The organism is Allofranklinella schreckenbergeri (assembly GCF_003703475.1).
Taxonomy (GTDB): domain Bacteria; phylum Pseudomonadota; class Gammaproteobacteria; order Burkholderiales; family Burkholderiaceae_C; genus Lampropedia; species Lampropedia schreckenbergeri.
In genome coordinates this window covers 59138-83410 of record NZ_RDQM01000013.1, presented here as the reverse complement: position 1 = coordinate 83410, position 24273 = coordinate 59138, and the positions used below count along the sequence as shown (strand labels likewise).

The following is a 24273-nucleotide window of genomic DNA, read 5'->3' as shown; positions in this document are numbered from 1 at the left end:
CAGCTTTGCCTGGCTGGACAAGAACAGACGCTTGTGGAAGAACTGCGAGCGCCTGCTCAATACCAGCTTGCAATTCATCCACTTGGCTTTCCTGGCGCTTATCCTAAAAAGATTTTGAACAGGCTCTAAGAGGATGTGTGCGCACACAATCCCAGCCCACCAAACAACGCGCTTACCACAGCGGGCTGCATGGCCTCTGGGGCGGTTGGCCCAAGTTTGCGCAAATCCCTCTCAAAACGTAACGCGCCACGCCTTTTTGTAAAAGGCTGCCGTTATCATGTCCCGTGACACGCTTTCATTGCTGCTCACTTCAGGAGGAGATATGCCGTTTACCCTGCCCCCCCGTCAACACGCCGCCTGGGCTGGCACTTGCGCCCGGCGCGTCGTCCATGGTTTCTGCACCAGCGCATTGGCCGTGGCCGCCTCTCAAGCCCTGGCGCAAGCGCCGCTTTTGCCGGACTTTGCCGAACCCAGCCTGGGCGCGCCACCCCAAGCCCAGCATGCCACGGGCCAAGCCCCGCAAGCCGGCGTGGCCAAATCGGCGCTGACGGGCTTTTCCGTCAACATCCGAAGCCGCGAGGCCGTGCGCAATTTTCACAACGCCATTTATTCCGCCTCTGAAAACATCGCCGCCGGCTGGACGGGCAGCGCCGCAGGCTGCGTCGCCGGGCAGGTCTCCGCCGCTTACCAGGACGCCACGCTGCGGCGCATCAACTACTTTCGTGCCATGGCGGGCGTGCCTGCCACGGTAACGCTGGATGCGACCTACACCCGCAAAGCCCAGCAAGCCGCCCTGATCATGCTGGCCAACAACGCGCTTTCGCACAAGCCGCCCAGCAGTTGGCGCTGCCACACCAGCGAAGGCGAGGAGGCCGCAGGCCGCTCCAACCTGTCGCTGGGTATGGCTGGCGCCACCTCCGTCACCGGGCAAATGGAAGATGAAGGCGACACCAACCTCGCCGTGGGCCACCGCCGCTGGCTGCTGTATCCGCCCACCAAGGTCATGGGCGCGGGCCATGCCGTGAACGACAGCACCAGCGTCAGCGTCGTGTGGGTGCTTGATGGCCCGCACTCCACACGCCCGACCGTACGCGATGACTTTGTCAGTTGGCCACCGCCGGGCTATGTGCCGCAAACGCTGGTTTTCCCGCGCTGGTCGTTCTCCTACCCCGATGCGGACTTTTCCCAGGCCAGGGTGGAGATGCGCTCAGGCGGGCACAACATCTCCCTGCGGCTGGAGCCTTACCAGGCTTTCATGGGCGACAACACCTTGGTATGGGTGCCCAATGCCCGCCCCAACGCCGCCAGCGCCGACGTCAGCTACGAGGTGCAGGTGCGCAATGTGCGCATCCAGGGCGTGGCGCGGGATTTTCACTACACCGTCACCGCCATCAATCCCGACCGTTACGGCGCTGACACCGTGCTGCCCGCCCTCACCGCCCAAGGCGGAGGCGCGTACGCCATCACCCCGGTGCCTGGCGCCACGGGCTATCAGTGGGCGGCCTTCAGCCTGCGTGATTTCACGCAAACCGAAGGCGCTGAAGCAGGCATGGGGCTGCTGCAACCCAATGTGTCGGGCTACTCCCCGCGCGATACCCGCGTCAAAGCCAGCGGCTCGGCCTCCTTCCATTTGGCCCACCCCATCCCGCAACGCCTGCAAATGCTGACTTTTACGCCCCAGTTCTACGTCCAACCCGGCGCGCAACTGCAATTTGCCAGCCAGTTGGGCTGGGCCACCCCCACGCAACGCGCCCTGGTGCAAGTCTCGCTGGATGGCAAATCCTGGCAAACCATCCACTCCCAGGCAGGCTCTGGCGGGGCTGGTGAACAGAGCTTCCAGCGCAAAACCGTCAGCCTCTCGGCCTTTGCCCACAAAAGCATCCAACTGCGTTTTGCCTACGAGCACCAAAGCGGCGCCTATTACCCGCAAAGCGATGTGGGCGTGGGCTGGTACATCGACGACATCCAGCTCACCAACGTCGCCCAACGCAGCGACCAGGCCCTGCAAAACACCAACGCGCCCAGCTTCCGCCACCAGCCCACAGGTTCGGAACGCCAATTTCTCGTAGCGCGCGCTCTGATGCATGGCTACCCGCTCGAATGGGGCCCCGCGCTGGAGGTCAAAAGTAACGGCGGGCCTGGCCCTCTCCCGCCCGGCCTGGATCCCAACGACCCCGCCGTGCAGGACGCCCAAAAGCTCTACCTGAGCTTTTACCAGCGCCCCTCCGACCCCGCAGGGCTGATCTATTGGGCCAAGACAATCAAGCGAGAAGGCCTGAGCACCCCCATGCTGCAAGGCTTTGCCAACTCCGAGGAGAGCAAGCGGCTGTATGGCGACATCAATCACAACACCATCGGCAACGTGCTGGACAAGATTTACCAGGCCCTGTTTGGCGTGCTGCCCGATGCTGCTGGCAAGGCTTACTACGTCAACGAATTCCGGCAAGGCCGCATGACCGCCGCCAGCATCACGCTCAACGTGCTCAACGGCGCCCAAAACGCCGACGCCCAGGCCGTGCGCAACAAGCTCGAAGCAGCCAAGCTGTTCACCCTCGTCATCGACCCTGAGCTGGACGAGAAAAATCCGCAAGCGCGTTACGCAGGCCCTGCCGATGAAGTCGCCGCCAGGGCTTGGCTGGCCCGCGAAGCCACCAGCGTCAAGCGCGTCACCGCCGCGCAGGCGCGGCAATTCGTGCGCGAGACCATTGCCGATCCGGGCGACCCCATCAAAAGCCCTTGAGCGATGACATGACCGCCAACGCCTTGTGCAGCGGCGCTGGCCCCACCGCCCACCATGGCGCAGGTTGATTGCCTGCGCCATATTTTTATATCAAAGCAAAACAATACAAATACCATATTGCCGAAATAAGGTTGTTTTATTTCTTTTTGATCGATAAAAAACCATCCCGGAAGGCTATTCAGGCCCACGCCCGCGCGCCATCGCCGACAATCGCAGGCCTTCTCGCCAGCGGCCATGCCGCCCATCTTCTTGCCACCAACTGCTTACCCCTGACGCACCATGCCCGCATCCAACCACTTCTTCGCCCCCTACCCCCTCACCCGCCCGCGCCGCATGCGGCGTGATGATTTCTCGCGTCGGCTGATGCGGGAAAACCGCCTCAGCGCCGATGACCTCATCCTGCCCGTTTTCGTACACGAGGCGCCCGGCTGCGCGCCCGTGCCCTCCATGCCTGGCGTGCAGCGGCTGGATATTGACGGCCTGCTGCGCACCGCCGAGCAGGCGCTGGAGCTGGGCGTGCCCGTCATCGACCTCTTTGGCGTGCCCGATCCCGCCGTCAAAACCGCCGATGGCCGCGCCGCCTGGGACGAGGGCGGCATCGTGCCGCGCGCCATCCGCGCCGTGAAAAGCCGCTTCCCCGAGCTGGGCGTGATGAGCGACCAAGCGCTGGACCCCTACACCACCCACGGCCAGGACGGCGTGATCGACGACAGCGGCTACATCCTCAACGAAGCCACCATCGAGGCGCTGATCCGCCAATCGCTGGTGCACGCCGCCGCCGGGGCCGACATCCTTTCGCCCAGCGACATGATGGACGGGCGCATCGGCGCCATCCGCGCCGCGCTCGAAGCCCAGGGCCACATCCACGTGCGCATCATGGCCTACGCCGCCAAATACGCCAGCGCGTTCTACGGCCCTTTTCGCGACGCCGTGGGCAGCGCCGCCAACCTGGGCAAAGGCAACAAATACACCTACCAGATGGACCCGGCCAACAGCGACGAAGCCCTGCGCGAAGTCGCCCTCGACCTGGCCGAAGGCGCGGACATGGTGATGGTCAAGCCCGGCCTGCCCTATCTGGACGTGCTGCACCGCGTCAAGCAAACCTTTGGCGCGCCCACCTACGCCTACCAGGTCAGCGGCGAATACGCCATGATCAAAGCCGCCGCGCACAACGGCTGGCTCGATCACGATGCGGTGATGCTGGAAAGCCTGCTGGCCTTCAAACGCGCAGGCGCCGATGGCGTGTTGAGCTACTTCGCCCTCGACGCCGCCCGCCTGCTGCGCCAGGGCGCGCGCTGAATACGCTGAATAAGCACCAAGGCAAATTATCAATCATTGTAAAAATGTCTTGATTCTCAACATGCCGAAAAAGGCACATTTTATTGCCCAATGATTTGAAATAAATTGCCAACCCAAGGCATTCAAACCCTCCACGGCCTGCGGCGCCCACAGCCTGCAGGCCGTTTTTTTCACCCCCGCGCCTGCAACGGGCTGATGCCGAACTGGCGGCGAAACGCAGTGGAGAAGTTGGCCGCATGGCGGTAGCCCGCCAGCGCAGCGGCGCCGGCCACATCCACCTCGCCACGCGCCAGGGCCGCCCGCGCCTGCTGCAAGCGGCGGCGGCGCTGGTAGGCAAAAACGCCCATGCCAAAAGCCTGCTGGAAGTGGCGTTGCAGCGTGGCCGCGCTCATGTGGTGGTGGCGCGCGATGGCCTCCAGCGACCAGCGATCGGCCTGGCCGCTGTCGAGCAGCTCACGCACCTGCTCCATCGGGCGGCGGCGCAGGGGCGCAGCGGCCCCGCGCCCGGCATCAGGGCCTGCCAGCCCCTGCAAAGCGTGGGCAGCCAGCATCTGGAAACAGCCTTGCAGATACAGCGCGTGCAGCTCGGGCGCCAACCCGGTGTCACCCAGCAGCCCTTGCAACACGGCATGCAGTGCGGGCGGCGTTTGCCAATGGGCGCGCTGCAAATGCTGCTGGCTCAGGCGGCTGACCGCATCGGCGCTGCTGCAAGCGGCTTGCGCCAGCCAATCGGGCGTCAGGCACAGGCTGACGGTGGACTCGCGCCCTCCCGGCGTGGCATAGCGCGTGAACGACTCGCCTTCAGCCAGCGCCACGGCATGGGCCGTGGGGCCGCCGCGCCCCGGCTGCATCAGCACGCGCTGCGAGCCGTAACGCACATCGGCACGGCCACGCAGCACCCAGGCGATGCGCAAGCCAGGTTTGAGCTGGATGTGGACGTTTTGCGCGTGCTCATCCACCACATCCACCAAATGCAAGGTTGCGCCCGCCGTCATGGGATGGGTTTGCACGCGCCCACGCAGAGCAAACGGCTGGACAGCATCCGGGCCGCACAGGCGATAGGCGCTGCCGGTGTGGCGGCTTTGGCGAGCCAGATCCCCCAGCGGGATCAGCGGTGACGGGCGGTTAGAGGGCATAGGCAAAGAGACCGCGCCATGCCGAAGTGCGTGGCGATGGGGCGGTACGCGATTGAGGGGCGCGCAAAGTTTTTTGCATTTTTCGCAAAGGTGGGGGCTGGCGCCAGTTTCTAGAATGAATGCGACAAATTATCAATTGAACCGCCGAACTCTCGCCTGTGCCATGAATAAAAAGAAGACCGTGCTATCCCCAACCTGGCTCGCCCTGGCCGTTTTGCCCGCCTCGCTGGCGCTGGCGCAAGCGCAACCCGCTCAAGAAACCCACTCCGGCAGTGCCACGCCGCAGCCACCTGCCACGCAGCTCAATGCCAGCCATGCCAGCGCCAGCGATGCCGATAGCCGCAACAAGCAGCGCGGCGTGGCTGCGGCCACGCTGCCCGCAGTCACCGTCACCTCCACCAGCCAGGAGTGGCAATCACCGCCCGGCTACGTCGCCCAGCGCAGCGCCACCGCAACCAAGACCGACACCCGGCTGGCCCACACGCCCGCCTCCATCTCCACCATCACGCGCACGCAAATGGACGAGCAAGCCGTGCACAGCGTGGCCCAGGCCTTGCGCTACACGCCCGGCGTGGTGGCCGAGGCGCGCAGCTCGGTGCGCTACGACACGGTATTTCTGCGCGGCTTTGGCGGCTTCGGACAAACGGCCAATTACGTGGGCTATCTCGATGGCCTGCGCCTGCCGCGCGGGCTGTCCTACCTCGTGCCGGGTGTGGACGCCTGGGCGCTGGAGCGCATCGACGTGGTGCGCGGACCCAACTCGGTGCTGTACGGTCAGGTCAACCCCGGCGGGCTGGTCAACCTCGTCGGCCGCCGCCCGGTGTTTGAAACCGTGCGCGAGCTGCGCCTGCGCGCGGGCAATCTGGGCCTGCGCGAGCTGGCAGCCGATCTGGGCGGCGTGATGGATGCGCACGGCACGCTGGCTTGGCGCTTGACGGCCCTGGCACGCGATGGCGAAAGCGCCAGCGGCCTGCCCGAGCGGCGCTATCTGCTCGCGCCCGCGCTGACCTGGCGCGCGCAGCCCCACACCACGCTGACGTTGCAAGCCTGGCTGCAACGCGACCCGCAAAGCGGCGACTACAACGGCCTGCCCGCCCACGGCACTTTGCTGCCGCACGCGCTGGGGCGTATCCCCCACAATCTGTTCACCGGCGAGCCAGCGTTTGAGCGCTTCGAGCGCAACCAGAACGCCCTCGGCTGGCGACTGGAGCACCGCTTTCACGACGGCCTCAGCCTGCTGCACCAAGGCCGCTGGCTGAGCGCCGATTCGCGCTATCGCAACGTCTCCGCCGCGCTGCTCAACCCCGCGCGCAGCATCCTCATGCGCCAGGCCAGCGCCGCCGACGAGGACCTGCACGGCCTGAGCACCGACACGCAACTGCGCTGGCAATGGCACACCGGCGCGCTGCGCCACACGTTACTGGCCGGGCTGGACTGGCAACGCAGCCGCGCCAACCGCCAGCTCGGCAGCGGCAAGCCGGGCCTGCCGCTGGACTTTCTCCAGCCCCGCTACGGCGTAGCCGTGCCCTTGCCAGCCTTCAACACCGACTCACAGCGCCGGCAAAGCCAATTCGGCCTGTATCTGCAAGACCAAATGCAATGGGGGCCGTGGCTGGCCCAATTGGGCCTGCGCCGCGACCGCGCCAGCCACCACGACCGCATCACGCGCTTGCCTGCAGGCACGCTCACCCGCCACGATCAGATCGACCGCAAAACCAGCATCAGCGCCAGCCTGATGTACCGCAGCGCAAGCGGCCTTTCGCCCTATGTGAGCTACGCCACCTCGTTTGAGCCAACCACCGCCATCAACTTGCACGGCGCGCCCTTCCAGCCCGGCACGGCCAAGCAAATCGAGCTGGGCGCCAAATACCAGCCCGACGGTGCGCCCTGGCTGCTCAGCGCCGCCGCCTACGAACTCACGCGCCGCAACGTGCTCACCAAAGACCCCACCCCTGGCGCGCCAGCCAACAAGCAAATCCAGACCGGCGAAGTGCGCGTGCGCGGCCTGGAACTGGAAGGGCGCACCGAGTGGGCGCACAACCTCAGCGCCATCGCCTCGCTGAGCTGGCTGGATGCCCAAGTCACCCGCAGCCACATCCCCGGCGAGCAAGGCAAAACCCCCGTGGCCGTGCCACGCCTGAGCGCCTCCGCCTGGCTGGATTGGCGCTTGCTGCAAGGCCATCTGGGCCTCTCTGCCGGGGTACGCCGCAGCAGCGCCACCTGGGCCGATGTGGCCAACACGCTGAAAGTGCCCGCCCACACTTTGCTGGACGTGGGCCTGCGCTACGACCTGGGCCATTGGCGCGGCGACCTTGCCGGTGTGCAACTGGCGCTGAACGTCAGCAACCTGAGCGATAAACGCTACCTGGCCAGTTGCGCCCCGGCGGGCGTGGGCATTGGCTGTTTCGCAGGCCCCGGACGGCGTTGGACGGCCAGCGTGCGTTACGCTTGGTAAAAAAGCCGCCCAACATCCCCAATCGCCCCTTCACATGGCCAAACCTTTGCTGACCCTGCTGATGCTGGCGTTGCCCTTGGCAACCCTGGCAGCCCCGCAAGCCCCGGCGCAAACGCCGCCAATGCCGCCCACATCCCAAACAGCGCCAACAGCGCTGCCTGCGCCACCTGTGCCACCACCCCAGGCCGCCGCCGCAACAGCCGCGCCCTCCTCCCCGCTGGGCGCGGCCATGCCGGCGCGCCTGCCCGGCGCGCACGCCTACTCCGTGCGCGCCAAAGCCACCGGGCGGCCCTACCGCATCCAGGTCAGCGCCATCGGCCGCCCGCCCGCCCAGGGCTACCCGGTGCTGTATGTGCTCGATGGCGATGCGCTGTTTCCCGTTGTCTCCATGGCGGCCCAAGGCATGGCTATGCGGGCTGATGAGAACGGCACCATCCCCATGCTCATCGTCGGCGTGGGCTACGACGATGCGCAATTGCTCGACATCCAGGCCCGCGCGCAGGACTACACCCCGCCCGCGCCCGACCTCGCCAACACCGGCGACCGCTGGGCCAAGCAACAAGGCGGGGCCGATGTGTTTTTGCAATTTCTCACCCAGGAGCTGCAACCGGCCATTGCCCAAAGCTACCCTGCAGACCCGTCGCGCCAAGCCCTCATGGGCCACTCCTACGGCGGCCTGTTCGCGCTCTATGCCATGTTGCAGCAGCCGCAGCACTTTCAGGTCTATATCGCCTCCAGCCCCTCGCTGTGGTGGAACGGGGGCTATCTGCACCAGGTGCGCGAGCGCACCTTGCCGGTGTGGCAGGCGGCCAGCGCCCTGCAAAACACCCCAAGCCCAGCCCCTGCTGGCAGCGCTGCGGCGCTGGCCTTGCCCACGGGCCTGCACATCAGCATGGGCAGCTATGAGCAAACCCCCTCACCTCGCATTGATGCGCAGTCGCCACGCGCACGCATGATGCAAGAGCGCGGCCAAGTCACGCACGCGCGCCAATTTGCCCAGGCCATGCAAAAAGCCCTGCCCGACCTGCCCGTGCAATTTGCCCAATACCCCCAGGCCACCCACGCCACCGCGGCATTGCACGCCGTGATCGACGGCCTGCGCTTTGCCAGCGATTGCTGGCAAACACCAAACTGCCAGCCGCCCGCAATACGCCACAAGCCCCATTGATGTGACAAATCACCGCACATCGCCCTGACCCCGGAGCGCAATGATTGGCAAGGCACACAACGCCGGTCGCTCAAGCCCCTTCGCTGCTGGCTTGGTCGCTAGTTTGGTCGCTGGCCTGCTCGCCGCCCAGCGCTTGCAGCAATTGCGGGATCAGCTGGCTTAGCTCGCCCGTGGTCAGGGCCACATCGGCGTCGAAATGGTCGTCGGCCTTGTCGCGGTCTTCATGCACGGTATCGGTGAAGGCCAGGCGTTTGATTTGCAGGCTGTCGGTGAGCAGGAATTGGCTGCGATCGCCCCAGCCCAGGGCCAGGCGCGTGGGGCGTTTGCCCGCTTGCAGGTGGCCGCGGATTTCGTCGATTTCCAGCGCATGGCGGGCGTAGCGCACGCTGGCTTTGGTGTCGTCGGCGGCTTTGAGTTCGCACTCGTCGCCAAGCTGGAAGGCGCCGGGGGCGCTTTGCTCCTCCAGCCAGGCGCTCATGGCGGCGGCGGGGGTTTCCTGCGTCTGGATCAGGCGCGGCACGAAGCCGGGCCATTGCTCGACCAGGGCGGTGAGGATGTCGTCGGCGCGCGGCAGGCTGGCGCTGTCGATGGCCAGCAGGCGCTGGCGCGGGTCGATCCACACCCATGTGCCCTGGGTTTTGGTGAAGGCCAGCGGCAGCAGGCTCAGGCGGATTTCGTCTTTCAAATCGCGCAGTTCTTTGCGGCCGGGTTTGCGGCCGGTTTGCGCTTCGATGGCCTGGGCTTTTTCGTCCAAATGGGTTTGCACCACGGAGGCGGGCAGGATTTTGGTCTGCGTGACGTGGCGCAAGATCCAGTGCCCGCCCACGGATTCGATCATGGCGCCGTGCTCGGCGCCGCGCGGGGGCTGCCAGCCGGTGGATTTTTCCTGGGTGGCGCTGCACGGGGTGAAGGCGAAGTTTTCCAGCGCGGCGGTGGCGGCAGAGAGGTCATCGCCCGTCCAGCTTTGGGCAATGCGAAACAGCAACAGGTTTTTGAACAAGGGGGTGGGTCCTTTGCGTCTTGGTAACGGGGGCGAAAGCGGCTTGGCGCGGTTTTAAAAAGGGCATGCAGCCAGGCGATGGGCGTCTGCCGCAGGCTTTTCCAATGAGGAAAAAGCACCTTATGCCCACGTTGCCGAAACAGGGGGATTTCTTTTCGGATGATCGAGAAAAAAATCCTGCCCAAGAGGGTTGTGCGTTGCATCCGCACAGCCTCCATATTACCAATCAAATTGAAATCAATTCAATACCCATCATGCCGAAACATGGGTATTTTATTTCTTTTTGATTTGTATAAATAAGCGTTATCGCCCTGCACGGTGCACGACGGTGCACGACGGTGCGATTGCGGGTGCAGGGCGGGGGCGTTGGCTCGCCTTCGCTCAAGCGCCTGAGAGTTCGTCGGCGCGCTCCTGGGCGCTGGCAAAGTCCAGATCGCCGGTGTAGATGGCGCGCCCGCAGATCACGCCTTCGATGCCTTCGGCTTCGACTTCGATGAGTTTTTCGATGTCGTCCATGCCTTTGAGGCCGCCGCTGGCGATGATGGGGATGTCCACGGCCTGGGCCAGGCGCACGGTGGCTTCGATGTTGATGCCGGTGAGCATGCCGTCGCGGCCAATGTCGGTGTAGATGATGGATTCGACGCCCAGGTCTTCAAACTTGCGCGCCAGATCGGTGACTTCCACGCCGGTGACTTTGCTCCAGCCGTCGGTGGCGACTTTGCCGTCCTTGGCGTCCAGCCCGACGATGATGTGGCCGCCAAAGGCGCTGCACGCATCGCGCAAGAAGCCGGGATTTTTGACGGCGGCGGTGCCGATGATGACGTATTGGATGCCCGCGTCGATGTACTGCTCGATGGTGTCCAGATCGCGGATGCCGCCGCCCAGTTGCACGGGCACTTCGCCGTCCACTTCTTTCAGGATGGCTTTGATGGCGGCCAGGTTTTTGGGCTTGCCTGCAAATGCGCCATTGAGGTCCACCAGGTGCAGGCGGCGCGCGCCCTCATCCAGCCAGCGCTGGGCCACAAGGGCTGGCTCTTGGCCGAAGGTGGTGGATTGGTCCATATCGCCTTGCACGAGGCGTACGCAATGTCCGTCTTTGAGGTCTATGGCAGGGATCAGCAGCATGGTGATCTGGGGGGCAGGAGTGGTTGCGCGCTGCGGCGCAGTGGGTTGAAGAAAGGGGGCAGCCTTTGAAATGCCGCTTCAGGGCTGCCAGTGCAGGAAGTTGCGGTACAGGGCAATGCCTTGGGCGGCGCTTTTCTCGGGGTGAAATTGGGTGGCAAAGAGGTTGTCTTTGGCGATGGCGCAGGTAAACGGGCCGCCGTAATCGGCCACGCCCGCGCAGTGGCTGGGATCGGCCAGCTCGGCGTAGTAGCTGTGCACGAAGTAGTACCAACTGCCGTCGGGGATGCCTGCCCACATGGGGTGCTGGGCGTTGGGGTGCTGGCCCTGCGCCTGCTGCGGGCGGTGCACGCGGTTCCAGCCCATTTGCGGGATTTTGAAGCGGCTGCCGTCGGCCTGGCGTTGCCCGTCGTCAAAGCGAAAGCGGCGCACGCGCCCGCCGATCAGGCCCAGCGAGGCGGTGCCTTGCGGGCCATCGCCCTCCTCGCTGCGCTCCAGCAGCATTTGCATGCCGACGCAAACGCCAAACAGCGGTTTGCTGCGCGCGGCTTCAAGCACCAGCTCCAGCAGCCCGCTGGCGCGCAGCTCGCGCATGCAGTCGCCCATGGCGCCCTGGCCGGGGAGGATGAGGCGATCCGCCGCAGCGATTTGCGCCGGGTCTTGGGTGAGGAGAACATTCCAGCTTGTGTCTTGCGCGGCATGGCGTGCGGCCTGCCAGACCGAGCGCAAATTGCCGCTGCCGTAATCCACAATGGCCAGGGTGTGACTGGGTTGCATGCAAGGTTCCAGAAAAACCGGGAATTCAAGAAAAGCGCCAGTGCCGCTGCGCGGGTGCATCCGTGGCGCATCGCCTATTCATGTTGCCACTCTTGGCGCGGGTGCAAATACCGATACAGGCCATCGCATATGCAGGCAACGCGCACGCCGCCAAGGCTGGAGATGCCACAGGGCTTACAACACCCCCTTGGTGGAGGGCACCTGGCCGGCCATGCGCGCGTCGTGCTCCACAGCCTGGCGCAAGGCGCGGCCAAAGGCTTTGAAGGCCGTCTCTGCCTGGTGGTGGGCGTTCTCGCCCTTGAGGTTGTCGATGTGCACGGTTGCCAGCGCGTGATTGGCAAAGCCCTGGAAAAATTCGCGCGTCAGTTGGGTGTCGAACTGACCCACCATGGCGCTGGTGAAGGGAATATCGAAAAACAGGCCTGGCCGCCCAGACAAGTCGATCACCGCGCGGCTGAGCGCCTCGTCCAAAGGCACATAGGCATGGCCATAGCGGCGCAGCCCCTTTTTATCGCCCACGGCCTGGGCCACGGCCTGGCCCAGGGTGATGCCGACATCCTCCACCGTGTGGTGGCCGTCGATATGCAGATCGCCCTCGCAATGCACATCCAGATCCAGCATGCCGTGGCGGGCGATTTGATCGAGCATGTGGTCGAAAAAACCAATGCCCGTGCGCAGGTTGGAAATCCCGCAGCCATCCAGGTTGACGCGCACGTGGATGCGCGTTTCTGCCGTATGGCGGTTGACTTCGGCCACGCGCGCGGCGTTGTGCTGAGTGGGAACAAGTGCGGAGGAGGTCATAAGCAATAGGTGAGGGGCAATCGTGGGGCGCGAAATTGTAGAGCGTGTTGCTGGCGCCACCAGCCCTTTTGCGCCTGCGCCGCGACAAGCGTGACAGGAGGTAACACCCCTGCGCAGCCCCGGCCCTGCCGCAGGGCCGCCAGTATCATGGCGCGCCTTTTGCGGCAACGCTTAGGCGCCGCTTGAACCACCTGGAGGAACCATGAAGAAAACCGCACTCGTCATTGCGCTGGGCGTCGCTTTGACGGCTTGCTCGAAGAAAGAAGAAGCCACCACCGAAGCGCCCGCTGCGCCCAAAGCCGCCCCGGCGGCCAATCTGCCCCTGTCCTACGCGCCCGCGGGCACGGCCTATGTGATGGGCAACTTTGAGCCTGCACCCAAGACGTATATCGACACCGTCACGCCTATGGTCAACAGCATCAAGGCTGCCGTGCTGCAAACCATCGACCGCTCGCTGGAGGCCCTGGCCCAGGAGGATGAACCCCAGGCCCAGACCGCCCTGCAATGGGTGAAAGAGCGCCTGCAACAGCCCGAAACGCTGGAGAGCATGGGCATCCGCTTCAACAGCATGGCTGCGGTTTACGAGATCGCCGCCCTGCCCGTCATGCGGCTGGAGCTGGCCGACACCCAGCGTTTTCAGGCTTTCATCGCCGAGATCGAAGGCAAGCTCGGTGAAAAAATCCCCACGGCCGAGGTCAACGGCCAGCCCTATTGGCACATCGCACTGGATCGACCTGAGCAGGCCCAGGACGAACAACCCCAGGAGGCCACGCAAGCTGCGCAGCCCGCCACTGCCAAGCCAACGCAGGCCCCAACTGGGCCGCAACTGGTGTGGGCCGTCGTTGGCCAACATCTGGTGATGAGCATCGTGCCCTCATCCGATTTGGCCCAAATGCCGCGCTTGCTGGGGCTGGAAAAGCCCGCCCGTTCCGTCATCGACTCGGGCGAGCTGGCCGCCGTCAACAAGGAGTTTGGCTACCAGCCCTACGGCCCCAGTTTGTTGCTGGATACGCGCCGCATGCTGGCGCTGGCCATGCCCGAGCAAAACAACTGGATCAGCCGCCAGTTGAAAGAGGATGGCATCGTCATCGACGCCACCTGCAAAGCCGAGCTGGAATCCATCGCGGCCAAAGCCCCGCGCCTGATGGGTGGCGCCAAGGAAATGAGCCAGCAAAAAGCCGTTTTCAGCGGCCTGCTGGAGCTGGAGAGCAAGATCGCTGGCGACTTGCAGAAAATCGCCGCGCCCGTGCCCGCGCTGGGCAGCAGCCGCCAGGGCGTGGAGTTTGGCTTCAGCCTCAACATCCAACCACTGGCCCAGTTCCTGCAAGCGCAAAGCCAGGCGGTGCAAGCCGCGCCTTACCAGTGCGCGCTGCTGGCTCCGCTGAACGAAGGCATGGCGCAAATGAACCAAAGCATTGCCGGGCTGTACGCCGTGGCCGGTTTCGCCTCGGGCGTGCGTGTGCATTTGCAAGAGCTGGATCTGGACACGCAAAAAGTGCGCGGCATGCTGCTGGTGGCCTCGCCCAACCCGCAAGGTCTGCTGGGTATGGCCCAAGGCATGATGCCCGAGCTGGGCAAATTGGGCCTGCTGCCCGACGGCCAGGCCAAGCCCTTGCAATCGCCCCTGCTGGGCACGATCAGCCAAGAGCAAGACAAGGCCTGGCTGGCCATGACCGACAAGAGCCTGGGCATTGCCGTTGGCAGCGATGGGCAAAAGCCGCTGGAAGATGCGCTCAAAGCCACGGGCCTGACCCCTGCCCCGCTGGTTTATTTCGGCGCCGATGGCCCCAGCTACGCCAAGCTGCAAAAAGAGTTCAACGACCTCTCCCGCAGCATGATGCCGCCCGAGGCCGATGATTTGGGCCTGCACCAGCTCGAGCAGTTGATGGAGCCGCTGAACCAGGCCGCCATCGACCTGTACCAATCGCTGCGCTTTGTCAGCAGCAACTACCACTTCAGCAGCCGTGGCCTGGAGCTGACCAGCGAAACCCAATTCCGGTAAAGCCGTGGCTGAAACCCGCTGCTGAGATTCACTGCTGAGATCCACCACTGAAACCCGCTATTGAGGCTGCCCGCCCGGGCAGCCTCAATGCCTTTATCCCCCCATTGCGCCCCATTCCATTCCCATGAAAAACAAGCCAAAACAACGCTTCGCCCTTTACACCTTGGCCGCTTCCGCAATGGCGGCCGCAGCGCTCATCTCCGGTTGCGCCAGCCTGGGCGCAGGCAGCGCACGCAACATCCCGCTGGCCTACGCCCCGGCGGAAACGGCTTTTGCCTTCGGCAATCTGGAGCGCATGCCCCAGGCTTACCAGGCCCTCAATACCCGCTGGATGAACACCCTGCACCCCAGCCTGCTGCAAACCCTGGCGCGCTTGCAGGAAGTGCTCGACGACTCTCTGGACGATGCCCAAGCGCGCCAAAAATCGCATGCGCTTTTGGATTTGCTGCACGCCAAACTCAGCCAGCCTGAAGGTTTCGCCAGCATCGGCCTGGACCTCAACAACATGCTGGCGGCCTTCTACGAAATCCACGCCCTGCCGGTGCTGCGGCTGGAGCTGGCCGATCCCGCCAAGTTCAACGCCTTCATGGATGAGGCCCAGGCCAAGCTTGGGCCGAATTTGGCCACTGGCGAAATCCAGGGCCAGCGCTATTGGCACTTCGCCGGCGCCCAGCCTCATCGCGCTGCCGACGGTCGCGCTGCCGAAGACGCCACAGCACCACCGGCGCGCGTGCGCAGCGTTGTGGCCGTCGTGGGCAAACACCTTGTCATCACCCTTGATATGCAACGCGAGGATGCACCGCTGGCGAGCTTGCTGGGCCTGAGCCGCCCGGCAAAGTCGCTGGTCGATAGCGGCGCCATTGCCGCCATCAACCAGCAATACGGCTACCTCAACGGCGGCGCCACGGGCTTTGTCGATACCCAGCGCTTGCTGGCGCGCACCATCGGCGATGGGCAAACGCCCACCTGGCTGTCCCAAGCCGTGCAAGACAAATTGCACACACCGCTGGATGCAACCTGCCGCAGCGAGTTGCAAAGCCTGGCCGCCAAGGCCCCGCGCCTGGTGGGCGGCGCCACCCAGCTCGACGGCCAGGCCGTCCGCCTGCATGCCTTGCTGGAGATGCCTGCCGAGCTGGCCCAGGACCTCAGCGCCCTGCCCGCCCCCGTTGCGGGCCTGGGCACCGTGCCGGGCAACCTCGTCTTTGGCGGCGGCGTGCATGCCGGCGCCGCAGCCAGCTTCCTGCAGAAACAGCTCAGCGCCGTGAAGGCTGCGCCCTACCGATGCGCTTACCTGACCCCGTTGAACGAGCTGGCGCTGGAAAGCGCCGAAGCACTGGCGTTCCTCTCCAGCGCCTCCGACTGGCTGCAAGGGCTGCGCGTGGAGTTTTCCAAGCTGGATTTGGCCGCTGAAACATTCTCCGGCACGCTGCTATTGGCTTCGGCCAACCCTTCGGCGCTGTTGGGCATGGTGCAAAGCTTTGTGCCGGAGCTGGCCGGTTTGAACCTGAAAAGCGACGGCGTGGCCAGCAAGTGGGACATCGAGCTGCCCACCGACGAGTCGATCTGGCTTGCCATGTCCTCCAGCGCCCTTGGCGCCGCCCTGGGCGAGGCCGACAAAGACAAGCTCAGCAGCTTGCTCAAAGCCCCCGCTCTGGCAACGCCGCCCCTGTTGTATATGGAGGCCAACGGCAGCGCTTATGTGGATATGCTCTCCACCCTCACCGAGGATGCGCTGGCCGAGCAATCCACCAGCGAGTGGGAGGATCTCTACAACTACGTCACCTGGCCCCTGACGGCAGCCTCCATCGCGCTGTACAAAGACCTCGACACCGTCAAGGCGCAATGGCTGCTGACCCCGCGCGGGATGGAGATGACGCAGGAGATGGTCGTCAAAGCCCAACCTTGAGCATTCCACTCAATACAAATCAAAAAGAAAAACAACTTTCCACCCATCATGCCGAAACAAGGTGGTTTTATTTCCCAATGATTTGTAATTAAAAGAAAAACCACGCTTTTCCAAGGCCGGGCAAGCGTGGTTTTTCTTTTGCGGGCGCTCCCGCCCTCAGCTTCAAGGCTTCATGCTGCCCGTCTCAACGTAGCGTTGGTGCCAGGACAGCGCCTGCGTCAAATCGTGGGGGGTGTGCTGGCCGGTGGCCTTGTGCTTGGCGCGCTCCAGATACTCGTTGAGCGCATCGCGGTAATCGGGGTGGGCGCAGCGCTCGATGATGCACTTGGCACGCTGCACGGGGGCCAGGCCGCGCAAATCGGCCAGCCCCTGCTCGGTGACCAGCACTTGCACGTCGTGCTCGGTATGGTCCACATGCGAGGCCATCGGCACGATGCAAGAGATGGAGCCGCCCTTGGCCATCGAAGGCGACATGAAGATGGAAAGGTAGGCATTGCGCGCAAAGTCGCCCGAGCCGCCAATGCCGTTCATGATGGCGCTGCCCATCAAGTGGGTGCTGTTGACGTTGCCATAGATATCGCACTCGATCATGGCGTTCATGGCAATCAGCCCCAGGCGGCGGATGATTTCCGGGTGGTTGCTGATTTCCTGCGGGCGGATGACGATGCGCTCGCGAAACTGGTCGATATGGGTATTGAAATACGCCGCGGCCTCCGGGCTGAGCGACAGCGCCGTGCAGGAGGCGGTGCGTAGCTTGCCGCTTTTGAGCATGTCCAGCATGCCGTCTTGCAACACCTCGGTATAGGCGGTGAGGTTTTCAAACGGGCCTTCATTCAAGCCCGCCAGCACGGCATTGGCGATATTGCCCACGCCGGACTGCAAGGGCAGCAACTCCTTGGGCAGGCGGCCTTTGGCCACTTCATGCTGCAAAAACTCGATGATGTGGCCCGCAATGGCTTGCGATTGCGCATCGGGCTGGGCAAAGGCGCTGTTGCGGTCGCTGGCATGCGTTGGCACCACCGCAATCACCTTGGCCGGATCGCAACGCAAGGTGGCCTCGCCAATGCGCTGGCCCGGCTCGGTCATCATGATGGGCTGGCGATGCGGCGGCAGCGCCGTGCCGTAGTACACGTCGTGCATGCCTTGCAGGCCCGGGTTTTGCCAGGCGTTGACTTCCAGAATCACATGGTCGGCCTGCTCGATCCACGTCTTGTTGTTGCCCACCGAGGTGCTGGGAATGAGGCTGCCATCGGGCAACACGCCGGCGACTTCAATCACCGCCACGTTCAAATGCCCCAAAAAGCCGAACCAGACAAACTGCGCCACGTGCGAGAGGTGGATATCGACGTACTGCATGTGGCCCGCGTTGATCTTGGCGCGCACGGTCGGGTCGCTTTGGTACGGCAGGCGCATATCGATGCCTTCCACCTTGGCCAGCGCGCCGTCGAGTTCCGGCGCGGTGGAAGCGCCCGTCCACAAGCCGATGCGAAACGGCTGGCCTGCCGCATGCGCCGCCTCGATACGCCGCGCCAGCGCCTGCGGCACCACCTTGGGATAACCGGCCCCGGTAAAGCCGCTCATGCCCACGTTGAAACCGGGCTGGATCAGCGCTGCGGCCTCATCGGCCGACATGATTTTCTGGCGCAAACCTTCGTGCTGAATGCGTTGCAGGGCTGCGTGTTCAAGGGTGGATTGGGTGCTGCTCATCACTGTGCTCAAAAGTCAAGTCAACAAACCTGCCATTTTAAAAACCCGCCCGCGATGTTCCGCTCAAGTTCCAGGTCCTGCGCCGTCCTGCGGCAGCGCCGCCATGGCGTCCGCCGCCCCATCATCGGCAGCGCGGCGACGGCGGCGCCCCAGGCGCGGCGCAGCGGCTACCAGTGCTTGGGTGTAAGGGTGTTGCGGTTGGTGAAAGACCTTGGCGGCACGGCCCCGCTCTACGACGGCGCCTTTATGCAGCACGAGCACGTCTTCGCACAAATGGGCGATGGGCGCAGGATCGTGGCTGATGAGGAGGAAGGAAAGGCCAAACTGTTGTTTGAGCTCCTGCATCAAGTCCAACACCTGGGCCTGGATGGTCACATCCAGGGCGCTCAAGGGCTCGTCCGCCACGATCAGGCGCGGGCGCGTGACCAATGCCCGCGCAATGGCTATGCGCTGGCGCTGACCGCCGGAAAACTCATGCGGAAAGCGCTCCAGCGCACTGGCTGGCAAGCCGGTGCGCTCCAGCATTTGCGCCGCCCGCGCCCGCAATGTGTCAGGGTCGCGCTCGCCCAGAGCGCGTAGCGGCTCGGTGACGATGCGCTCAATACGCTGGCGCGGGTCGAGCGAGCTGTAGGGGTCTTGGAAAACCATTTGGAAATCCGTGCGCGCCACGCGCAAGTGCGCAGGTGGCATGGCGTGCAAATCACGCCCGAGCAGGCGCACGCGACCACTGCTGGGCGCCTCTAGCGCCATGATGATGCGCGCCAGGGTGGATTTGCCAGAGCCGGATTCCCCCATGATGCCCAGGCTTTGCCCGGGCGCGAGCTGAAAGCTCACATCGTGCAGCACTTGCACTTGGGGCATTGGCCCCCACAGGCGCTGGCGCGGCAGACGGTAGTGGTGGCTGATGTGCTGCACTTCCAACAAGGGGCTGCGCGAAGGGGTGGGTGCACTCATGCCGCCTCCTGCACTGTTGGCGCTGCAGCGCCCCCCGGCTTGGCCGCCGAGTGGTGACCATTGCCGTTACCGTTGCCATCCTGGCCCTCCTGCTCAATGGCCTTGTCCAAAAACGCCGCCAAACGCTGGCGCGATTGCAGCAGTTGTTGTGTGTAAGGGTGTTGGGGATGGGCAAAAACCTGCTCGGTGGCGCCACTTTCCACAATGCGCCCGCCGGTCATGATGGCCACTTCATCGGTGTATTCGGCAATGACAGCCAAATCGTGTGAGATCAGCACCATGCCCATGCGATCTTCGGTCACCAAATCGTCAAGCAAATCGAGGATTTGCCGCTGCACGATGCCATCCAGCGCTGTCGTAGGCTCATCGGCAATCAACAAACCTGGCCCGCACGCCAAGGCCATCGCAATCGTGATGCGCTGGCGCTGCCCGCCCGAGAATTGGTGCGGGTACGCCCCCAGCCGCGCGCGAGCCTGGGCAATGCCCACCCGCTCCAGAAGCGCTGCCGCGCACTCCAACGCCTGGCGTTTGCCCATGCGCCGGTGCAGACGCAGCGGCTCGGCCACTTGATCGCCAATGGTGTGCAAAGGGTTGAGCGCCGTCATGGGCTCCTGAAACACCATGGCCATGCGATCCCCGCGCAAGGCGCGCAATTGGGCATTAGGCAGGCCGACCAGTTCACGGCCCTCCAATCGGATGCTGCCGCGCATGTCCGCGCCATCGGGCAGCAAGCCCATGATGGCCAAGGCCGTCATGGACTTGCCTGAACCCGACTCGCCCACAATGCCCAGGGTGCGGCCCGCATGCACCTGCAAATCGATGCCGTGCAGCACTTCGCGGCGGGCGGCAGAGCCAGATCGGCCCAGCCCCACGCGCAGATCGCGCATCTCCAATAAAGCGGGTTTATCGTCCATGGGCAATCACCTTGTATCCGAGAGTTTGGGATCCAACCAATCGCGCAATCCATCTCCCAGCAGATTCAAGCCCAACACGGCCAACGCTATCGCGGCGCCTGGGTACACTGCGAGCATGGGGGCATCCAGAAACAGGCTTTGCGCGTCAGCAAGCATGCGACCCCAAGAGGGGATGGGGTATTGCGTGCCCAAGCCCAGGTAAGACAGCGCCGCTTCGGCCAGGATCGCAATGGCAAACTGGATACTGGCTTGCACGATGAGAATGGGCGCCAAGTTGGGCACGATGTGCTCCCATGTGATCGCCCAACGGCCTTTGCCACAGGCGCGCGCCGCTTGTACGAAATCGCGTTGCCACAACACCCCTGCCCAGGAGCGCGTCAAACGCACGAAAACGGGGATGCTGGCAATGCCTATGGCCAGAATTGAAATCACCACCCCCGTGCCATAGGCTGCGCGCAGCATGATGGCGGTGAGAATGGCCGGGAAAGCAAAGGTCAAGTCGGCCAGGCGCATGATGGCTTCCTCCACCCAGCCGCGCCGTGCTGCTGCCAGCAGCCCCAGCGCCGTGCCACACAACAGGCCTATGCCAACAGCCACGATGCCGACCAAAACCGAGCTTTGCGCCCCCGTCATCAGTTGCGAGGCCACGTCATGGCCATAGATATCGGTGCCTAGCCAGTGCTGCGCGCTGGGTGCGGCCAAGTGGTGAGGATATTGCTCAGCGGGGGGGTGCGGAGTCCAAACCAGCGAGATCAGCGCCATGCTCGCCAACAACGCCGTCAACATTGCCCCAACCCAAAAAGAAGGGCTGCTGCGCACCACAGCCGCTGCCTCATTAGGCGCTGTGATGGCAACGTCGTTGATGGCACGCTGACCACCATCAGCATTGAGGGATTTTTCGCTCACACGCCCCTCCCTGCCGTCTGCACGCGCGGATCAATCCAGGCATAAAGCACATCCACAACGAAATTCACCACAATGACCATGCCGGCCAGCAGCACCACACAGTTGCGCACCACAACCAGATCGCGGTTGTCGATGGCGCTCAGAATCAAGCGCCCCAGACCGGGGAGTTGGAATACCGTCTCCACCACAACGGCGCTGGCAATCAAGCTGGCCAATTGCAGGCCTGCGACCGTCACCACGGGAATCAAGGCATTGCGAAGCGCATGGCGCAGCAGCGCTTCGTGCCGCGATAACCCCTTGGCACGCGCGGTGCGTACGAAGTCCTCTCGCATCACCTCCAAGATCGCCGAGCGCGTGATGCGCGCCAAAATGGCCGATTGCACCATGGCCAGCGAGAGCGCCGGGAGCAGCAAAGCGCGCAACGCAGGCCAAACTCCACCGCCATGTTGTGCGCTCCAGCCGGGGAAACCTCCCGCCGAAAACCACCCAAAATGCACGGCGAACACCAACACCAGCAAGATGGCAAACCAGAAATTAGGCACAGCCATGCCTAGCTGGGCCAAGCCCATCGTAAAGAAGTCACCCATGCGATTGTGGTGCGCGGCCGCAAAGACGCCGGCAGCCAACGCAAGTGCCAGCGTCAAGGCAATCGCCATACCTGCCAGGGGCAAGGTCACTTGCAAGCTTTGCAAAATCAGCTCACTAGCGGGAATACCGTAGGCATAGCTCTCCCCCATATCCCCATGCAGCAAACCCCAAATCCACTGGCTGTACCGTTGCCACAGCGGGTTGTGCAAGCCCAACTGTTCATACAAGGCTTGCACAGCTTCTGGCGGCGCGTCTGGCCCCAACATCACCTCCGCCGCATTACCAGGCAACACCTCCAGCACCAACATGACCAACACGGAAGCGCCCAGCAGCGATAGCAGCAAAGTGGCCAATCGCCGAGCAAGATAGGCTTGCATGAAGCTCCTCGAAAAAATGCAAAACAACAGCCCGCGCCGCAGCGACGCTGAATCCAGCAATACAGGCCTGGCAGCACAGATGCCTCAAAGGCCCGAAAGGGCGCGCAGTGTAACAACTGCACACTACACCCGTGCACGTCATCAAAGTCGCCGTGCAAAACGCCCAATCCTGGGGATGAGCGCGGCGCAAGGATTTTGATGGCACGCCCCCGCTGCGCGATGTTGTCTCAATGAGAGAAACAGCGAGGAGGCCTCGATACGATCTCCCAGTCTTGCAAGACTTTTCAAACACCTTCCGTCGGTTGACTTTTTATTTACAATCCTTTCGGCTTACCAAGCTGCGTACATTCTCAAAAAAATTTGCTTCCAGATTACGCACATCTCTCAAGTAACCAACCATCTTTTCAATGAAATACGATCCCAGCCTACTCAAAATCGCCGTAATTTATGACGGTAGCTTCTTCTGGCGCATCAGCAACTACTACCGCTTCACGCACGAGCGCCAAAGCCACCTCAACATCAGCGCCCTGCACAACTATCTTCGCCACCATATCAGCGCCCTGGAAAGAGATGGCGTGGCCGCTTTGTGCCAAATCACTGAGGCTCATTTTTTTCGCGGCCGTTTTTCGCTTAAAGCCGTGCAAGCCACGCGTGACCCTCTTAAACAGCTTGAAACCGATCGCTTTCAAGATCAGGTTTTGATGTGGGCTGGCGTCATAGCGCATTACCAACCAATGAACGAAGCAACCAACCCGCCCGAAGAAAAAGGCGTGGATATCAGCTTGGCATTAGAAACTTACGATCTTGCAATTCACCGTCATTTCGACTTGGTTGTGCTTTTCACGGGCGCGGCCGATTTTTCCCCATTGGTACGGAAGCTCCAAGGCGTAGGTTGCCGTGTCATGGTTCCTACATTTGATCTCCCCCATTACGCCAAGACCTCCCAACGCTTGTTAGAAGAGGCTACTTACTCCTTACCTCTATCGGATTTGATTGATGGCGTAGTGGATGATGAATACGAAAACCTCCTGGAAGAGGTATTTCGATAATTTGTGGGCGTATTAGCGCACACAGCTCATACCCGCCAGCCCCTGATCTCCAGGTGAGTCGACAAGACCTTGCTTGAGTGCGGTACAATCGCGGGTTCGCCGAACCTGTAGCCGATGGCTGATTTGAAAATCAGGCGCGCATCCTTGCGGATGCGTGGCTTATTGCATTGATAGTCAGTACGAGTCCTTCGGCTTATATGCCTGGTCGGCATTTCTTCAACGACTCAACAGACAGAGAGACTCCATTAACCATGGCGATCGTTGTCAACAAGCTCCTTCCCGAGTTCGAAGCCAGCGCAACCGGTGGTGTGACGGTAAGCAACACTTCACACAACGGGCAAATCCTCATCCTTTACTTTTACCCAAAAGACAATACCCCCGGCTGCACGACCGAAGCCCTACAGTTTAGGGATAAATACGAAAAGTTCGTAAAGCTGGGAGCTGTTGTTTTTGGTGTATCCCGTGACAATATGAAGTCGCACGACGGCTTCAAAGAGAAGCTGGAACTTCCGTTTGAATTGATTGCGGACACCGAAGAAAAAATGTGCCACATGTTTGGAGTCGTAAAAAACAAAATCATGTATGGCAAAAAAGTTAAAGGCATTGAGCGCAGCACCTTTCTTATCGCCCCAGACGGCACGTTAGCACAAGAGTGGCGCGGTCTGAAAGTGCCTGGCCATGTGGACGAGGTACTCAAAGCTGTTAAGGCTTTGAAAAATACGCTCGAGAAGCAGACGGCTTAAAAGCCTCCCATAAGAATAATATCTTTCAAAAGTCCGCTTGAATAAGCGGACTTTTTTTAACTTAACATGCCAAAAATTTCATCGAATATGACCAACCACAATCTTTTTATTTTTGATACATTCAATCTGGCATTCACAGCAATGCACTTATTGATCTGAAACAAACATTGATGGATTCTATTTTTTAGGATTGCTCAGTTTTCAATTCGTTAGTTTTTAGATCAATAAAAAAACAGGCTTGCGGTAAGGCAAGCCTGTTTGCTCTCAAAAGCCGGCTGTGGCGGCCAACTTTTGATTATTGCAATTTGATTTCGACGTCCACCCCTGCAGGCAGATCTAACTTCATCAGCGCATCCACGGTCTTATCTGTGGGATCGACAATGTCCATCAAACGCTGATGCGTGCGAATTTCCAACTGGTCGCGACTGGTTTTGTTGACGTGCGGCGAACGCAGAATGTCGAAACGCTTGAATCGCGTAGGCAGAGGAACGGGCCCCTTGACGATGGCACCAGTGCGCTTGGCGGTGTCAACGATCTCAGCAGCCGACTGGTCGATCAGCTTGTAATCGAAGGCCTTGAGGCGGATACGGATCTTTTGCTTGCTCACGGTGTGACTTCCTTCTCACCTG

Annotated in this window: 21 protein-coding genes and 1 pseudogene; 11 read left to right on the top strand and 11 right to left on the bottom strand. The window is 62.5% G+C overall.

Features of this window, described 5'->3' with window-relative positions:
• From EBQ26_RS10325 to hemB, 3 genes and pseudogenes are all read left to right on the top strand, one after another.
• Window positions 1-118, top strand: a pseudogene (locus tag EBQ26_RS10325) (IS5/IS1182 family transposase); the annotation flags it as partial.
• 159 nt (window positions 119-277) lie between these two features.
• Window positions 278-2740 carry a CAP domain-containing protein gene (locus EBQ26_RS10320; RefSeq protein ID WP_122238937.1) on the top strand — a complete coding sequence of 821 codons (2463 nt, stop codon included), beginning with the start codon at window positions 278-280 and terminating at the stop codon, window positions 2738-2740.
• Window positions 2741-3019: 279 nt separating this feature from the next.
• Window positions 3020-4039: a porphobilinogen synthase gene (gene hemB / locus EBQ26_RS10315; RefSeq protein ID WP_122238936.1), complete on the top strand. Its 1020-nt coding sequence runs from the start codon at window positions 3020-3022 to the stop codon at window positions 4037-4039.
• Between the two features lie 170 nt (window positions 4040-4209).
• On the opposite strand, the gene EBQ26_RS10310 is transcribed toward hemB, so the two are convergent.
• Window positions 4210-5175 (bottom strand): helix-turn-helix transcriptional regulator, encoded by a 966-nt coding sequence (locus EBQ26_RS10310; protein ID WP_122238935.1) that lies wholly within the window; start codon window positions 5173-5175, stop codon window positions 4210-4212.
• Between the two features lie 163 nt (window positions 5176-5338).
• On the opposite strand from EBQ26_RS10310, the gene EBQ26_RS10305 reads away from it, so the two are divergent.
• Window positions 5339-7630 carry a TonB-dependent siderophore receptor gene (locus EBQ26_RS10305; protein ID WP_238944300.1) on the top strand — a complete coding sequence of 764 codons (2292 nt, stop codon included), beginning with the start codon at window positions 5339-5341 and terminating at the stop codon, window positions 7628-7630.
• 34 nt (window positions 7631-7664) lie between these two features.
• Window positions 7665-8798: an alpha/beta hydrolase gene (locus EBQ26_RS10300; RefSeq protein WP_122238933.1), complete on the top strand. Its 1134-nt coding sequence runs from the start codon at window positions 7665-7667 to the stop codon at window positions 8796-8798.
• Between the two features lie 70 nt (window positions 8799-8868).
• Here EBQ26_RS10300 and EBQ26_RS10295 read toward each other — a convergent pair whose 3' ends face one another.
• Window positions 8869-9798, bottom strand: coding sequence for a recombination-associated protein RdgC (locus tag EBQ26_RS10295; RefSeq protein ID WP_122238932.1), 930 nt, complete (start codon window positions 9796-9798; stop codon window positions 8869-8871).
• Window positions 9799-9920: 122 nt separating this feature from the next.
• On the opposite strand from EBQ26_RS10295, the gene EBQ26_RS12730 reads away from it, so the two are divergent.
• Entirely contained in the window at window positions 9921-10085 is a 165-nt protein-coding gene (locus tag EBQ26_RS12730; RefSeq protein WP_238944299.1) for a hypothetical protein, read from the top strand.
• 94 nt (window positions 10086-10179) lie between these two features.
• On the opposite strand, the gene hisA is transcribed toward EBQ26_RS12730, so the two are convergent.
• The 3 genes from hisA to hisB form a co-directional block, all read right to left on the bottom strand.
• Window positions 10180-10923 carry a 1-(5-phosphoribosyl)-5-[(5-phosphoribosylamino)methylideneamino]imidazole-4-carboxamide isomerase gene (hisA, locus tag EBQ26_RS10290; RefSeq protein ID WP_122238931.1) on the bottom strand — a complete coding sequence of 248 codons (744 nt, stop codon included), beginning with the start codon at window positions 10921-10923 and terminating at the stop codon, window positions 10180-10182.
• Window positions 10924-11001: 78 nt separating this feature from the next.
• Window positions 11002-11697 (bottom strand): imidazole glycerol phosphate synthase subunit HisH, encoded by a 696-nt coding sequence (gene hisH, locus EBQ26_RS10285; protein WP_122238930.1) that lies wholly within the window; start codon window positions 11695-11697, stop codon window positions 11002-11004.
• 174 nt (window positions 11698-11871) lie between these two features.
• Entirely contained in the window at window positions 11872-12498 is a 627-nt protein-coding gene (gene hisB, locus EBQ26_RS10280; protein ID WP_122238929.1) for an imidazoleglycerol-phosphate dehydratase HisB, read from the bottom strand.
• A 202-nt stretch (window positions 12499-12700) separates the two neighbouring features.
• Here hisB and EBQ26_RS10275 point away from each other — a divergent pair, with 202 nt between their 5' ends.
• Window positions 12701-14500 carry a hypothetical protein gene (locus EBQ26_RS10275; protein ID WP_122238928.1) on the top strand — a complete coding sequence of 600 codons (1800 nt, stop codon included), beginning with the start codon at window positions 12701-12703 and terminating at the stop codon, window positions 14498-14500.
• A gap of 163 nt (window positions 14501-14663) precedes the next feature.
• Entirely contained in the window at window positions 14664-16406 is a 1743-nt protein-coding gene (locus EBQ26_RS10270) for a hypothetical protein (RefSeq protein WP_238944298.1), read from the top strand.
• A gap of 162 nt (window positions 16407-16568) precedes the next feature.
• Here EBQ26_RS10270 and EBQ26_RS10265 read toward each other — a convergent pair whose 3' ends face one another.
• From EBQ26_RS10265 to EBQ26_RS10245, 5 genes are all read right to left on the bottom strand, one after another.
• On the bottom strand, window positions 16569-18113 hold the full coding sequence (locus EBQ26_RS10265) for an acetyl-CoA hydrolase/transferase family protein (protein ID WP_122238926.1): 1545 nt from the start codon (window positions 18111-18113) through the stop codon (window positions 16569-16571).
• A 63-nt stretch (window positions 18114-18176) separates the two neighbouring features.
• A complete protein-coding gene (locus EBQ26_RS10260) occupies window positions 18177-19067 on the bottom strand; it encodes an ABC transporter ATP-binding protein (protein ID WP_122238925.1) in 891 nt (296 codons plus the stop codon).
• Window positions 19064-19981 (bottom strand): ATP-binding cassette domain-containing protein, encoded by a 918-nt coding sequence (locus EBQ26_RS10255; protein WP_122238924.1) that lies wholly within the window; start codon window positions 19979-19981, stop codon window positions 19064-19066. The genes EBQ26_RS10260 and EBQ26_RS10255 overlap by 4 nt, the downstream gene beginning before the upstream one ends.
• A gap of 6 nt (window positions 19982-19987) precedes the next feature.
• Window positions 19988-20767, bottom strand: coding sequence for an ABC transporter permease (locus EBQ26_RS10250; RefSeq protein WP_122238942.1), 780 nt, complete (start codon window positions 20765-20767; stop codon window positions 19988-19990).
• A gap of 116 nt (window positions 20768-20883) precedes the next feature.
• Complete coding sequence (locus EBQ26_RS10245; protein ID WP_122238923.1) at window positions 20884-21852, bottom strand: ABC transporter permease; 969 nt, start codon at window positions 21850-21852, stop codon at window positions 20884-20886.
• Between EBQ26_RS10245 and EBQ26_RS13040 the strand changes: the two genes are divergently transcribed.
• The 3 genes from EBQ26_RS13040 to EBQ26_RS10235 all read left to right on the top strand — a co-directional run bounded on the left by EBQ26_RS13040 (window position 21851) and on the right by EBQ26_RS10235 (window position 23644).
• The gene (locus tag EBQ26_RS13040; RefSeq protein WP_238944297.1) at window positions 21851-22051 is read left to right on the top strand and encodes a hypothetical protein; all 201 of its coding nucleotides are present in this window, start codon (window positions 21851-21853) and stop codon (window positions 22049-22051) included. The genes EBQ26_RS10245 and EBQ26_RS13040 overlap by 2 nt on opposite strands.
• 208 nt (window positions 22052-22259) lie before the next feature.
• Entirely contained in the window at window positions 22260-22901 is a 642-nt protein-coding gene (locus EBQ26_RS10240; protein ID WP_122238922.1) for an NYN domain-containing protein, read from the top strand.
• Between the two features lie 251 nt (window positions 22902-23152).
• Window positions 23153-23644 carry a peroxiredoxin gene (locus EBQ26_RS10235; RefSeq protein ID WP_122238941.1) on the top strand — a complete coding sequence of 164 codons (492 nt, stop codon included), beginning with the start codon at window positions 23153-23155 and terminating at the stop codon, window positions 23642-23644.
• Between the two features lie 295 nt (window positions 23645-23939).
• Here EBQ26_RS10235 and rpsJ read toward each other — a convergent pair whose 3' ends face one another.
• Window positions 23940-24251, bottom strand: coding sequence for a 30S ribosomal protein S10 (rpsJ, locus tag EBQ26_RS10230; protein WP_046741059.1), 312 nt, complete (start codon window positions 24249-24251; stop codon window positions 23940-23942).
• Window positions 24252-24273 lie beyond the last annotated feature (22 nt).